General features: G+C 36.2%; 12 protein-coding genes. 4 read left to right on the top strand and 8 right to left on the bottom strand.

Features of this window, described 5'->3' with window-relative positions:
• Nucleotides 1-36: 36 nt before the first annotated feature.
• From AC4FQ5_RS10215 to AC4FQ5_RS10190, 6 genes are all read right to left on the bottom strand, one after another.
• Nucleotides 37-2,106, bottom strand: coding sequence for an FIDD domain-containing protein (locus tag AC4FQ5_RS10215; RefSeq protein WP_491142979.1), 2,070 nt, complete (start codon nucleotides 2,104-2,106; stop codon nucleotides 37-39).
• 90 nt (nucleotides 2,107-2,196) lie between these two features.
• Nucleotides 2,197-3,432: an MFS transporter gene (locus AC4FQ5_RS10210; protein WP_491142977.1), complete on the bottom strand. Its 1,236-nt coding sequence runs from the start codon at nucleotides 3,430-3,432 to the stop codon at nucleotides 2,197-2,199.
• A 93-nt stretch (nucleotides 3,433-3,525) separates the two neighbouring features.
• Nucleotides 3,526-3,888, bottom strand: a complete 363-nt coding sequence (locus AC4FQ5_RS10205) for a hypothetical protein (RefSeq protein ID WP_491142975.1) — start codon at nucleotides 3,886-3,888, stop codon at nucleotides 3,526-3,528.
• A 69-nt stretch (nucleotides 3,889-3,957) separates the two neighbouring features.
• A complete protein-coding gene (locus tag AC4FQ5_RS10200) occupies nucleotides 3,958-5,457 on the bottom strand; it encodes a GH3 auxin-responsive promoter family protein (protein ID WP_491142973.1) in 1,500 nt (499 codons plus the stop codon).
• Nucleotides 5,458-5,585: 128 nt separating this feature from the next.
• On the bottom strand, nucleotides 5,586-5,831 hold the full coding sequence (locus AC4FQ5_RS10195; protein ID WP_491142971.1) for a hypothetical protein: 246 nt from the start codon (nucleotides 5,829-5,831) through the stop codon (nucleotides 5,586-5,588).
• A 216-nt stretch (nucleotides 5,832-6,047) separates the two neighbouring features.
• Complete coding sequence (locus tag AC4FQ5_RS10190; RefSeq protein WP_491142970.1) at nucleotides 6,048-6,440, bottom strand: hypothetical protein; 393 nt, start codon at nucleotides 6,438-6,440, stop codon at nucleotides 6,048-6,050.
• A 251-nt stretch (nucleotides 6,441-6,691) separates the two neighbouring features.
• Here AC4FQ5_RS10190 and mfd point away from each other — a divergent pair, with 251 nt between their 5' ends.
• The 4 genes from mfd (at nucleotide 6,692) to pth (ending at nucleotide 12,820) form a co-directional block, all read left to right on the top strand.
• Nucleotides 6,692-10,072 (top strand): transcription-repair coupling factor, encoded by a 3,381-nt coding sequence (gene mfd, locus AC4FQ5_RS10185; RefSeq protein WP_491142968.1) that lies wholly within the window; start codon nucleotides 6,692-6,694, stop codon nucleotides 10,070-10,072.
• Nucleotides 10,073-10,218: 146 nt separating this feature from the next.
• Nucleotides 10,219-11,133: a hypothetical protein gene (locus AC4FQ5_RS10180; protein ID WP_491142966.1), complete on the top strand. Its 915-nt coding sequence runs from the start codon at nucleotides 10,219-10,221 to the stop codon at nucleotides 11,131-11,133.
• Nucleotides 11,134-11,234: 101 nt separating this feature from the next.
• Entirely contained in the window at nucleotides 11,235-12,167 is a 933-nt protein-coding gene (locus tag AC4FQ5_RS10175) for a hypothetical protein (protein ID WP_491142964.1), read from the top strand.
• 89 nt (nucleotides 12,168-12,256) lie between these two features.
• Complete coding sequence (gene pth, locus AC4FQ5_RS10170; protein WP_491142962.1) at nucleotides 12,257-12,820, top strand: aminoacyl-tRNA hydrolase; 564 nt, start codon at nucleotides 12,257-12,259, stop codon at nucleotides 12,818-12,820.
• 83 nt (nucleotides 12,821-12,903) lie between these two features.
• Here the strand turns inward: pth and AC4FQ5_RS10165 are convergent, their stop codons facing one another.
• A complete protein-coding gene (locus AC4FQ5_RS10165; RefSeq protein ID WP_491142961.1) occupies nucleotides 12,904-13,539 on the bottom strand; it encodes a carbonic anhydrase family protein in 636 nt (211 codons plus the stop codon).
• A gap of 50 nt (nucleotides 13,540-13,589) precedes the next feature.
• Complete coding sequence (locus AC4FQ5_RS10160; RefSeq protein ID WP_491142959.1) at nucleotides 13,590-15,185, bottom strand: SulP family inorganic anion transporter; 1,596 nt, start codon at nucleotides 15,183-15,185, stop codon at nucleotides 13,590-13,592.
• Between the last annotated feature and the right edge of the window lie 13 nt (nucleotides 15,186-15,198).

Here is a 15,198-nt window from a genome sequence, read left to right as displayed (position 1 = left end):
TCAGATGCGATTTCTTTACTGTTATTATTACAGAGACTAATCTCTGTTTTTTACCATTACCCATCCTGAGAATTTGATAGGTGTCTTGTTTTTATTGTTTTCGTTCCATGTTACAGAATACCAATAGGTGCCTGTAGGTATTTTTTTACCGGCTACCGTTCCGTTCCATGTGTAGTTATTTGATTTGTCTGCCTGATGAATTTTAGTTCCGTATCTGTCGAAAATGGTTAATACCAAATTAGACCTGCTTCCTAAAGCAGAGTAGTCAATCACATCATTTACACCGTCTCCGTTTGGTGTGATCACATTGATAATGTTGGGTACTACAAAATTTACTTCCATCGGATTACAGTCATATGAATCTTTTACATAAACTGTATAGTCACCTCTTGTAAGGTCTGTAAATACATTAGAATCCTGCCAGTGTACATGATCCAGTGAATACTGATAAGCTGGTGTTCCTCCTAATACATTAACAGTAACAGAGTTGTTGCTAATATCAATATTTGAAACTACAGGTTGTTCTGTTGCATATACTTTCACATTTTGAATCGCTGTACAGTCTCCGGTTGTAAGCTTTACCCAGTAAGTTCCCACTCCTACGTTTGATATAGTTTGGGTTGTTGCTCCGGTACTCCATTCATATCCGCTGAATCCAGGTCCTGCATCTAAAGTAGTTTTATCTTCAATACAGATTACTTTATCTATCAATACGGTAGAATAGACAGGAGGAATTACCACTAAAGTAACTTTTGCAACATTATAACATCCGTTTGTGCTGGTTACTCTTACATAGACAACGCCGTTTGGTGCAATGTAATTGGAGGCACTTGCGCTTGGGATTTCATTAGTCTGATTGACTGCATCAGTTGCTGACGGATAATATTTTTTAGTAGCACCGGTAAGTGCTGTTACGTTGGCATTACCAAGATTGAATAAACCTGTTGAAGGATTTGTTTCTATAAAGCAGGCTCTCAGAGTTGCTTCCGTAACGACAACGACAGGATAAAAATTCAATTTAATTTCTGCGATATCCGTACATCCGAATTCTGATGTTACCAAAACAAAAACCGATCCTCCTGCAGATAAATACTGGTAAGGATTCGTGATTTCATTGGTATTGGCATTCAAATCAAACATTGAAGGATAATACTTTTTAGTGGCGGTAGGAATATTAATGACATTGGCTGTTGTGAGATTAAAAACAGCAGTTCCCTCATTATTATTGTTACATTCTGTGAGAGTGGCATCTGTGGCGACTATAGATCCGTCTTTGAATTTAAATTCGCCGGTTTGCTTACACCTGTTGATAGGATTATTAGGATTTGTAGGATCTGTATAAGTAATACTGTAATAATAAGTGTCTGTAGTATTTACGGAAACAGGAGTTGTAATAGGATTGTCACCTGTCAAAAGGTCGTTGGTATTATAATGGTAAGAAACAGTAAAATTAGCATTACCATTGATAATTCCAGGACTTAATGTGCTGAAATCAAATATTGCAGGATTAGTACAAACCACCACCTCATTCGGAGAATTTGGGTTTGCATTTGGGAGTCCCGGAGCAATAAAAGGATTTGTAATCAGTCCCGGATCATTGAATGGTGAAGCCAGTGTAGCGGTACCACCCCATGTAAGAGTAAAACCGTTCGGACTGTTTGAAAAGTTATCAACCACAAGATAATATACTTCTCCCGGAAGCACATTCATAAAACCGCTCCATTGCCCGTTTACAGTCGGATGCACCGTTGTTAAATTCAGACCTGTAGGACCATCAGCTCCTGAAAAGTTACATCTGATCGGCGCGCCTAAAGTTCCGCAAGGTTTATTGGGACCATACACTCCGAAATCGTAATCGTCAGCAAATACATTTGGATTAATGGTAAATGTTAAAGTTCCTGCGGTTGCAATAGAAAATGTATACCACACAGAAAAGTTTTCGTCATCAGTAAGACAGCCGCCAAGATCTTCAAGGATATTTCCCGGACCTGATGGTGTATATGATATTCCCGAATTTCCACAAACTGTAATAGCTGTAGGACAATCTGACTGCGCAGAAAATACCTGAGATAGGATCAATAAAAAAATGAGTAGAGTTTTTTTCATTTTCGAAAAATATTTAATACAAATATAAAAAAAATAATAAGCTTATGTTTAAGTTTTTAGAATGTATTTAAAGACAACGATGATTGTCTCCTAATATTGCATTTTCCTGAGCTTATGATTAGTGGCTCCCACAATCAGAGCAATTAGTACAGTCATGCTGCCTCCGAACACTACAGAACGCACAACGCCCAAAAGTTTTGCCATCAATCCGCTTTCAAATTGTCCCATTTCGTTGCTCGACATGATAAAAATAGAATTGACGCTCAAAACTCTGCCCCTTATATGATCCGGAGTTTTCAACTGAACAATCGTACCTCGGATAACAACCGATATTCCGTCGAGCATTCCGCTTAAAACCAAAAACATAAATGACAGCCAATAATAATGTGACAACCCGAAACCGATAATACAAAGCCCAAATCCTGCAACCACAGCAAGCAAAACTTTACCCTGATTTTTTCTTAAAGGGATAATCGAAAGAGTAGTAATGATGATCATCGAACCGATGTCTGAAGCAGCATTCAATAATCCGAAACCTTCAGCGCCGGATTTCAGAATATCTGTAGCAAAAACAGGAATCATGGCTACCGCACCACCGAAAAGTACTGCAAACATATCCAGACAAAGTGCTCCGAGAATTTCTTTTGTTTTAAAAATATAAGAAATTCCTTCACGCATACTTTCCAATACTTTGATCTCTTCTTTTTTATATTCTGAAAACTGTTTTTGAAGCTGCCAGAAAAATATTGAAGCAATAGATATTAGAGAAATAATCACAACTAATGTCCATTTTTCACCAAACAAACCGATCAAAAATCCGCCTGCGGCATGACCGCAAACTGATGAAACCAAAAATGTAGCCTGATTTAATGTAATAGCACTAGGAAGATTCACCTTTTGAACGATTTTCGGGATCATCGACGGAACAATAGGACCTATAAATGCCCGCACAATTCCTGTGAAAAAGACAACTCCGTAGATAAAATAGGTAATCTCGTGTCCGGAAAAATGAAGCTCAACATTGAAAAATGCAGGAATTAAAAGAAGCCCGATCAAAAAAACATACAGGTATGTGCAGATGAGCAGCAGCTTTTTCTTTTCGTTCATATCGATAACATGACCTGCGTACAATGCGCAGCTCACCGCCGGAATTACCTCCGAAAGTCCTATCAATCCTATTGAAAAAGGATCTTTTGTCAATTGATATACCCACCATCCGAGTAAGGTGGCAAGCATTCTGAATGCTAAAACAATAAAAAATCTACCGGTAAGAAGATTTCTGAATTCTATATTTTCTAAGGTTTTAAGCGGTGTAAGAGAAATCATTTCGCAAAAATAGCCCTAAATATTTATTCAGGGCTATCTTATATTGAGATTTTCAAAAGATAAATAAAATATCCTCTGAAAGATAAAATCTATTTAGTCGGCTCTTAATGCGCTGATCACGATTGCAGCAACACCTGCTGCTCCTATCACCGCAGCTCCGCCTACAACTCTCGCTTTAGACCTGTCTTTTACAGATGCGATGTTAGACTTAGGAATGATTATTTCTGCACTGTCTTTTTTACCTGCGGTACCGATGATGTTTTCACCACTGATGTTTCTGAAAAGGATGGTCTGTTTTTTAGATCCGTCTCTTGGTGTTACAACATATATTTTTCCTGCTTCAAGGTTAGAATAATTATTTGTTGAGATATTTTCGCTGTACTTTGTGGTAGCACAAGATGAGATGACAAATAAACCCGTTAGTAAAGATGATTTTAAAAGTACAGATGCTTTCATTATTAAATTTTAGTTTTCCAAATTTATAATTTTTTTTGAATATATCTTTTCGGAATAAAGAAAATGTGCTTAAATTTTATAAATTTTCAATAAATCTCCGATTTTTCTGTCATTAGCCAATCTCGGAATTTTATTTTGACCACCCAGTTTACCTTCAGATTTTGCATATTCCTGAAAAGCATTTTTTGAAAGTTTACTGATCTTTAATTTCTGAAGAATATTTCCGGATATTAAATCGTCATAATAAGTATTTCTTCTTCTAAGCTGATCATCGAGCTCCGCTTTAAATACATCTAAATTTTCAGGTTCTTTTTCAAATTCAATAAACCATTCGTGATAAGGCAATCCTTCTTGTGGATTAACTTCTGGAGCTAAATGAAATTCTGTAATTTGTGCAGGAAATTTCTCAACCGTTGCTTTCATCGCTTCCTCCACCTCAAAAGCGATCACATGCTCGCCAAAAGCGGAGGTGAAATGTTTGGTTCTGCCACTGACCAAAATCCGGTGCGGATTTTTATCAATAAATCTTACTACATCACCAATAGAATATGCCCACAATCCTGAATTTGTAGTTAAGATCAAAGCATAATCTTTATGGAGTTCGGTTTCATTTAAAGTTAATCTATGTGCATTGGGCTTTCCATATTGTTCTAAAGGAACAAATTCGTAGAAAATCCCATGATTGGTTAAGAGTAAAAGTCCTTCTTTTGTATAATCATCCTGAAAAGCAAAAAAACCTTCCGAAGCAGGAAATGTCTGAACGATGTCTACTTTCCCGCCCAAAAGTTCTTCCATCTTTTCGCGGTACGGTTCGTAATTCACGCCGCCTGTTACGATCAACTGGAGATTTGGGAAAAGCTGTTTGATCTTTTTGCCGTTTTTCTCAATCAGTTTTTCAAAATACATAATCAGCCACGGTGGTATTCCGGAAATCAGGGTCATGTTTTCTTTTTCCGTTTCTTCAACGATTTTATCAACTTTGGCCTCCCAGTCTTCCATCAGATTGGTTTCCCAGCTTGGAAGACGGTTTTTCTGAAGATAATTTGGGATGTGATGCGCCACAATTCCGGAAAGACGACCCGTTTTGATCCCAAAAACCTCTTCCAGTTCCGGGCTTCCCTGCAGGAAGATCATTTTCCCGTTGACGAAATCTGCGTTTCCTTTTTTTGAAATATAATGAAACAAAGCACTTTGAGCTCCTGCAACCTGAAACGGCATTCCCTCTTTTGAGATCGGAATGTATTTTGAGCCGGAAGTAGTTCCGGAAGTTTTAGCAAAATATTCCGGAGTGTCTGTCCAGAGAATATTGCGCTGCCCTTTTTTTACTTTTTCGATGTAGGGTTTGAGGTCTTCATAGTCTGCAATCTGCACATTCTTCTGAAAATCCTCAATAGATCTGATGTTTTCAAACTGATGTTCTCTTCCAAAAAGCGTTTTCTCGGCAGTTTTCACCAATGACAAAAGCAGTTTCTCCTGATTTTTTTCTGCATTTTGCTTAAAATCATTCGCTTTCTGCACATGGTTATTTGCCCAGATCAAAGCTGCATTTTTCTTGAAGAAGTTTAACATGGTTCAAATTTATAAATAAGTATAGAATTCTGTCAAATATTTTAAGATTAAACACAAAAAAACCGATAAATTTTATTTATCGGTTCTTCGAAATTTGATTATGAAAAATAACATTTTTTTAATGTTAATTATTTGTTTGCTTTAAACCTTTTATCAGGTGTTCCGTCTTTTTTTAATTTTTGATTTTCTTTGTATCTTTTATCAGGAGTACCATCTTTTTTAAGCTTAGCAGCGGGTTTAGCTGGTTCTGCTTTTACAGCTTTTACTGTTTTAGTGGTTTGCTTTACAGTAGATTTTGTAGCAGGGGCGACTTGTTGGGCATTTGCAAGTCCTAATCCTAAAACTATTGACATTGCGGTAAGAAATTTTTTCATTCGTAGATATTTATTGTTTTTGTTTAAGTAAATGTATGCAAAATCTTAATATAAAAATCTTTTTTTGAAAGTCTTAACTGTAGTTTATTACAGATTAAAAAAAACTTAAGATCAGTTACGGCAGATTCATTGATTGCATTTACTCTTACTGAATTTATAATAAAAAAAACCTGCTCCCAAAAAAAGGAGCAGGTTCCGGATATGTATGAATAGTTATTATCTTGTACAGTTGGCTGTCCAGATTTTTCCGTCTTTTGCATAAGCAATTTTCAACTCATTGTTGTCAATTCTGATGTAAGAAGTTGCAGTAGACCCTACACTTACCAGCACATTGTCACCTTGCTGTTCAAATTCTACCCCGTTAAGATCTGGGATGCTGTTTGAGAAGGCAAAATTATACTTCGTACCGCTTGCGATTTTTGTTACGAATACTTCTCCGTTGTCTGTCCCAATTGTAGTAGATCCGTCATTGTAAGATATGCTTCCTCTATAAGTTCCTGCAAAGAAATCATTGTTTGCCGGATCGTCATCATCACTACAAGAAGTGAAAGAGATTGCCGTGAACATTACCAGCATAAAAACGCCTAAAATTTTGATTACATTTTTCATAATATTTAATATTTCGGTTTATGGAAGAAGACTTTTCAAACACTGTGCCGTATATTGAAAAATCAAATTATTTTTAACTTTTTTTGGGCTTTTTAATAATAAATTGTGATTTTTGATCAATTATTATTATCATTTGTTAATTTACAACCATGCGTTTTTATCGCAAAATAAAAATAGCACTATCTTTGTAATGCTAAAACGGTTTCGGAACTCTTCCGAAATCGCTTTTGTCGTTTACACTTATATTATTTATGCATTTAAAAACCATAAAAGAAAGCTTTCTTCCTGACCTTTTAAAAAAAGAATTTGGAAAAGAAATTTTCGCACAACTTGAAAATCATCAGCATCTTTCAGTAAAGGGAAGTGCGGGTTCTTCGGTTTCTATTTTTACTGCCGAATTGTTTCTTACACAGAAAAAAACTATTCTTTACCTCGTTGACGATAAAGAAGAAGCTCTGTACATCAATACCGAAATGGAAGATCTGCTCGGAAAAGAAAAGGTTTTATACTTTCCGGCAACACACCTTGAGCCCTATCAGGTTGAGAAAACGCAGAACGCCAATCTTGTTTTACGGACCGATGTTTTAAATAAAATAAATTCTGAAAAATCTCCGAAAGTCATTGTGGGTTATATGGGAGCTTTATCTGAAAAGGTTTTGAAGAAAGAAGATTTTAAGGCGATTTCTCATCATATAAAAGTTGGCGATCAGCTTGATTTTGATTTTGTAGACGAATTACTATCGCATTACCAGTTTCAGCAGACCGATTTTGTTTCAGAACCCGGAGAATTTTCTGTACGTGGAGGAATTGTAGACGTTTTTTCGTATTCCAACGAGAAACCTTACCGTATTACTTTCTTTGGAAATGAGGTTGAAAGCATTAAAACTTTTGATATTGAAACCCAGCTTTCAGTCGATAAAGTAAAAGATTTTCAGTTGGTTTCGAATATGAACTTTTCAGTTTCAGGAAGCCGTGTTTCTTTACTTGAACTTCTGCCGAAAGACAGTTTTGTAGTTTCTAAAAATGCTGTTGTAGGTTTAAATAAAATCCGAAGCTTTTATGAGAAATCTTTAGAAAAATATCAAACATTAAGCAAAGATATTTCACACAGAACTCCGCAGGAATTATTTATTTCAGATGAAGAGTTTTTATTTGATCACAAGAAATTTAAAACGATAGATTTCAGTTCGCAGACTCTCCAACTCTCCAAATCTGAAATACTCCAGCTCAATCAAACGCAACAGCCTTCTTTTCACAAAAATTTTGAATTATTAATTGAAGATTTAGAAGAAAAACAGCAGCAGGGTTTTGATACATGGATTTCTTTTTCTACCGATAAACAGAAAGAAAGGTTAGAATCTATTTTTGAGGACATCGATTTTGCTCAGTCCGGCTCTACTAAGATTTCATTTAAAAGTTTTAAATCTGAACTTCATGAAGGTTTTGTAGACGCAGATCACAAGCTTTTGGTCTATACCGATCACCAGATTTTTGACCGTTATCAAAGATATAAAGCAAAAAACACGTTTGCCAAATCTGAACAATTGACGCTGAAAGATCTGATGTCGTTAAAGGTCGGAGATTACATCGCACACATCGACCACGGAATCGGAAAATTCATGGGATTGGTGAAAGTGAATAATGATGGCAAAATTCAGGAATGTTTTAAACTGACTTATAAAAATGGAGACCTGTTATATGTAAGTATTCATTCTTTGCATAAAATTTCAAAATACAACGGTCCCGATGGGAAAGAGGTAGTTTTGAGCAAGCTTGGTTCGCCTGCCTGGAAATCGTTAAAGCAGAAAACAAAAGCTAAAGTAAAGCAGATTGCATTTGATCTAATTAAATTATATGCGGAACGGAAAACCGCCAAAGGTTTTGCCTACACACCAGATTCTTATTTGCAGAATGAGCTTGAGGCAAGTTTCCTTTATGAAGATACTCCAGATCAGGAAAAAGCGACCATTGATGTAAAAAATGACATGGAAGCCGAAACTGTGATGGATCGATTGGTTTGTGGTGACGTAGGTTTCGGGAAAACGGAAGTCGCCATCCGTGCTGCTTTCAAAGCTGCAACAGACGGAAAGCAGGTGGCGATCTTGGTTCCGACTACAATTCTGGCGTTTCAGCATTACAGAAGTTTTAAAGACAGGTTAAAAGATTTTCCTGTAAATATTTCTTATCTAAACAGATTCAGAACAGCAAAACAAAAAGCTGAAACTATTGCTGGTTTGAAAGACGGAAAAGTAGACATTGTGATTGGTACACATCAGTTAGCTTCCGAAAAAGTAAAATTTAAAGATTTAGGTTTACTGATTATTGATGAAGAACATAAATTTGGAGTTGCCGTAAAAGATAAATTAAAAACATTAAAATCTAATATTGATACACTTACTCTGACCGCAACGCCAATTCCGAGAACTTTGCAGTTTTCGTTAATGGCTGCGAGAGATTTATCGGTGATTAAAACGCCGCCGCCCAACAGGCAACCTGTGGAAACTCACATGGTCGGTTTTAGTGAAGAAATTATTCGTGATGCGGTTTCTTACGAATTGCAGCGTGACGGACAGGTTTATTTTATCAACAACAGGGTTGAAAATCTGAAAGATATTGCCGGATTGATTCAAAGATTAGTTCCTGATGCGAGAGTAATCACCGGTCACGGACAAATGGAAGGCAAACAGCTTGAAAAGAATGTTCTTGATTTCATGGAAGGTAAATATGATGTTCTGGTTGCAACAACAATCGTAGAAAGTGGAGTAGATGTTCCTAATGCGAATACCATGTTTATAAATGACGCCCAACGTTTTGGGATGGCAGATCTTCACCAGATGAGAGGTCGTGTTGGTAGAAGTAACAGGAAAGCTTTCTGTTATCTGATAACGCCCCCTTTGGATATGGTGACCTCTGATGCCAGAAAAAGACTGGAAGCGATTGAGCAGTTTTCAGATTTGGGAAGTGGTTTTCAGATTGCGATGAAAGATCTGGAAATACGTGGAGCAGGAGATTTGCTGGGAGGAGAACAAAGCGGATTTATCAATGAAATGGGATTTGAAACCTATCAGAAAATGATGCAGGAAGCTCTTGAAGAATTAAAAGATGACAAAGATTTTGAAAATCTGTTTGAAAATGAAGCAGACCGTCAGAAGTTATTTAAAACGGTAAAAGAAGTCAATATTGATACCGATTTAGAGCTTATGCTTCCGGATTCGTATATTTCAAGTACAGAAGAAAGACTTTTGCTCTATCAAAAACTGGCTGAAATTGATAATGAAAAAGATCTTCAGAAATTTGAATCTGAATTGACAGACCGTTTTGGAATCTTACCTTCTGAAGCAATCAATTTATTAAAAAGTGTTGCTTTGAAATGGCTTGCCGCAGACATTGGTTTTGAAAAAATCGTCATGAAAAATGGGATTTTCCTCGGATATTTCCCAAATAATCCACAGGATAAATTTTATCAGACTGATAAATTCAGACATATTATCAGCTATTTAACTCAAAATCCTTCACAGGCACAATTGAAGGAAAAAATCGGAAAAGAAGGTAATCAATTGATGATGCGGAAAGATGGTGTGCAGAATGTGGACGAAGTAAATGTCTTGCTGAAGTCTATTCTTGATCTTTAAGTCATATTTGTATTTCTGATTTTTTGAATTATTTAACATAATCTAAGTCTAAAAGCGAAAGTTTTTAGATTTTTTTTATTAAATATTTAAAATAACTCAAGTCGTATTGAAAATTAATTATATTTGTGCGACTAAAAATAAAAACTATGATTAGAAACAACTTTTTTAAAGTAGTGGCAGCATTACTTCTTGGCTTTATGTTCTCTTGCGATAACACAACGGATGATCCCATCAATAATAATAAAAATAATCCCTCAACAGGTACAGGAGGAAGTGGATCTACTGGTCCCACAATTACAGGACCAAGAATTTTGCATAAAATAGTTGTCAATAATGTGACTAACCAAGAATTTGTTACCACGGGAAATGTTCTTCAGAAAGCTATTTTTCAAGAAGCAAGTGGTCCAACTTCATTTTTCATTGGAACACCAACATATACCTCTGGTAAAATTTCAAAAGTGAAATTTGGGCAGGAGATTAATGGTGCTATTCCGGCTAATAATATTGCATATGATTTTGATATCACTTACGATTCTAGTGGGAAAATAAATTATACTACCTGCCAAACAACTTTGGGAGGTGCTCCACACTTCAACATGGAATATACCTATACATATGATAGTTCCGGAAAAATGACAAAGATTGTTGAGAAGAAAAAATCAGGGACAACCTACATTCAGTTTACCAATTATACCTTTACCAATACGGGAGATAATATCACAAAAGTGATAGCAGAAAATGGAACAACAAGCGCAACAGGTGTTCCAAATATGTCTACTTTAATGTCGGCTGGTACATATAATTATCCTCTGTACGATGATAAGATAAACCCATATACAACTTTACCAAAGACATTTTTTGTAATGTGGAGTTTGGTACATCCTACTAATTTCCAATCATTATCGGCTAATAATGTAAAGAGTTTCAATATTGTATATCCACCTATCGGATCTGTACCAGCTCCATTAGTAAGTGGCGATTTTACTTATATTTATGATTCGATGAATTACCCGACTTCAGATCAGTCTCAAGCTCAGAAGTATATTTACAAGGCTTTATAACGAGATTTATATTATTACTTTTGCGAGAATATAAATAAAAACGTGCTTTTTATTCAAAAAAAAATTATATTTGTGGAAAAATAAATAATCCCCCTTCGGAAATGAAACAACTTTTCTATTTTATTTTACTTATAGCAGGTATTTCTTCTATTCACTCTTGTAAAGATATGGTTGATGAAGAAGGTAATCCTCTCATCGATTTAAATCAATCAAGCGGATTTAATGGTCCGAGAGCTTTATTCAGAGAAATTACAGATTCTGATACAATTGCAGAATATCATTACAATGGTTTGCTTTTGTCAAGAGTTATTACAGATAAATATTCTGTAGCAAATGTGATGTGGAGCGGTGATAAGATCAGTCAGATTGATTTCAAAGGTCATTTAGACAATGATGGAGACGGAGACCTGGATGCCGATAGTATCGTTTATACACAGCTATTTACTTACGGAAATTTAGGGAGATTGACGATTATTTCAGAAAACAGATCTACTTTTAAAAGAGCAGCGCCTGTACCTCCTTCAACGACTCCTGGACCTTACGCACTGGATTCTAAAGTAAAAGTTTTATACGATCTGACTTACAGTTCTACAACAGGAAAATTAGATGTAATCAATATGAAAAATGGTCCTGATGCTATAGGAATCCCTTTTGAATATAAAGATTATTCTAAAACAACCTATACATATTTAGGCGATAATGTATCAAAAGCTGAAAGACATTATGGTAAAATCAATGCTGGTATCAATGGTCCTGCAATTGAAAAGTATGCATATGAATTCCTGAATTATGATTCTCAAATCAACCCATACACACTTCTTCCGTTTGCATATAAAGTTTCTACAATTTTAGCAACTGATTATAATGATGATGCATCTTCGATGTTATCTCCTAATAGTCCGAAAAGAATATCTATCACAGATCTTACACAACCAATTCCGACCCCGGTAATTTTCTCTACAGATTACAGATATGATGCCCAAACGTATATGATAAGAGGTTTTGGAGTAAACTATATTTACAAACCGATGTAAAGATATCATCAAAAAATATATTTAAACTCAATTCTCCACAGGATTGAGTTTTTTTATTTAATATCTATTAATTTTGCAAAAAATTTCTCATGAAATATTTAATCGTCGGTTTGGGCAACAAAGGTCCGGAATATGAAAATACACGTCACAATATAGGTTTTAAGGTTGCCGAGAAAATAGCGGAAAGCCTTGATGTTTCTTTCAATACCACCAATTTTGGATGGATGGCAGAAGGAAAATACAAGGGCAGAAAGGTTTTTATATTAAAACCTGATACATATATGAACTTATCTGGCAATGCTGTAAAATTCTGGATGCAGAAAGAAAATATTCCACTGGAAAATGTGATGATTGTTACGGATGACCTTGCTTTGCCGTTCGGAACTTTAAGAATGAAAATGAAAGGTTCTGATGCGGGTCACAATGGACTGAAGAGCATTCATGAGAGTCTGCAGACCCAGAATTACGCAAGGCTGCGATTTGGAATTTCCGCAGAGTTTTCTGAAGGGAGACAGGTTGATTACGTATTGGGAACCTGGACACTGGAGGAAGCAGAAAAACTAGGTGAAAGAATAGAAAAATTTTCTAAAGCATGCCTTTCATTTGTTTTTGCAGGAATTGGAAATACGATGTCTGCATTTAATGGAAAATAGCCATTACAATTGATTTAAATCTGATATAAAAATTTCGGCGGGAGCAAAGCTCCCGCCGAAATTATAATTAAGGAGAAAATATTTTATAACCAGGTTACAACGCCTGTCTCAACATCATAATTGGCGCCTACAATTTTGATTTTTCCTTCGTCCTCAAGTCTTTTTAGAGTTGAGCTTTGTTTGCGGATATCATCAATCGCATTCTTTACATTATGGTGATTTAATCTTTCAAGAAGCGAAATATTTGCTGAAGAGCGTTCTTCGCCATCTTCTATTACCGACTTGATGATAGGGTCAAAGTGATCAATAAGGTGGTTGAGATTGTCCATGCCCATTCCCTCGATTTTTGCAGCATCAAGTCCGCCTTTTAGAGCTCCGCATTTGGTGTGTCCCAAAACAACAACAAGCTTGGAACCCGCTACGTTGCACCCAAATTCCATTGAACCCAAAATATCCTGATTGACAAAATTTCCGGCAATTCGGATGCTGAAAATATCACCCAATCCCTGATCAAAGATGAGTTCAGCAGACGTACGGCTGTCGATACAGCTTAGAACGACTGCGAAAGGCCATTGACCTTCTCGTGTTGCATTTACCTGCTCCAGAAGATCTCTGTTTGCCTTAAGGTTGCCTACGAATCTTTGATTCCCTTCCTTTAAAAATTCTAATGCCCTTTCAGGAGTTATAGTCGACTGTGTTTCGGAAGTATGTGCTTTCATATAAATTTATTTTTATGAATTATTATTTAAAATTAAAAATTGATTGTTGTTTACATTGCTCTCTTGTGAGTAATAATCACATGAGATTCTTCATCGGCTTCGTAATCTCTGTATGAGGTTTTGAAGCCCATCAGTTGTACAGTAATGTCTTCTTCTTTTGCACGGATATTGGCAAAATCCTGAATCATTTCTAATACATCGGTCGCAATATACGACGTCGTTGTCGCATCAATAATCACTGTAGAGTTGGGTTTGATATTTTTCAACGTCTTTTTGATCGCAGCTTTATTAAGGAAAGAAACTTCCTCGGCAAGTTTGATGGAGATTTCGTCTGCATCATCCAGTTTTTCTCTGCTCAGATAATAAGCACGTTTCATATTTCCCTGAAGAATATAAAAAACGGAGATGGCAAGACCAATTCCGACACCTTTCAGCAAATCGGTCGCTACAATTGCTACCACAGTGGCTACGAATGGTATGAACTGAAATTTACCCAAATGCCAGAAATGTTTGAACGTAGCAGGTTTTGCCAGTTTGTATCCTACCAAAAGCAATACCGCAGCCAGAGTTGCCAGCGGAATTAAATTTAATAAAAACGGAATAGACAAAACGCAAACTAACAAAAGGAAACCATGAATCATTGCTGAAGCTTTTGAAGTTGCTCCTGCATTGGCATTTGCTGAACTTCTCACAACCACCGATGTCATCGGAAGTCCTCCGATTAATGAACTTACTAAATTACCAATTCCCTGAGCTTTTAATTCAAGATTGGTATCCGTAATTCTTCTTTGTGTATCTAATCGATCGGATGCTTCAATACATAGCAGTGTTTCTACTGATGCCACCACTGCAATTGTAGCCCCTGCAAGCCAGACTTTATAATTTGTAAAACCGCTGAAATTTGGGAATGTAATCAATCCCTTAAAATCTTCAATTGACTTAGGAACAGGCAGTGGTACAAGATGCTCTTTGCCAATGGCTAAGACGCTGCCGGACATTTTAAACACCTCATTAAGTAAAATACCAGCAACAACTGCAACAAGAGCTCCTGGAAGCATTTTCATTCTTTTTAAAATGGGAATTCTATCCCATGCCAACAAAATTCCTATAGAAAATAATGTGACTACAACAGCACCCGGATGAATGGCTTCAAGCAGTTCGGTAAAATATCCGAAGTTCAGCCCTTTATCAAAAATAGATTCATGACCTTCATAATCTTTATCAAATCCCAAAGCATGCGGAATCTGTTTTAAAATGATAATGATACCAATACCAGCAAGCATTCCTTCAATTACATTATTAGGAAAGTAATTGGAAATACTTCCGGCTCTTACAAACCCTAAAATAAGCTGAATGATTCCTGCAATAATCCCGGCGCAAAGGAAGAGTTCAAATGCACCAAGATCTGTTATAGCTGAGGCCACAATAGCAGTTAATCCTGCTGCGGGACCAGATACAGAAATATTTGAATTACTGATTGCCCCGATTACCAAACCTCCTACGATACCGGCAATAATCCCTGATAACGGCGGTGCTTCAGATGCTAAAGCGATTCCTAAACAGAGGGGTAAAGCCACCAAAAATACGACCAGACCCGACGGGAAATTCTCTTTGATTTCTCCAAAGAAAGATTTTGATTTTTTCATGATAATTGAAAAA

This window comes from Chryseobacterium sp. DT-167 (assembly GCF_058310155.1).
This window is presented reverse-complemented; position numbering and strand designations above follow the sequence as displayed.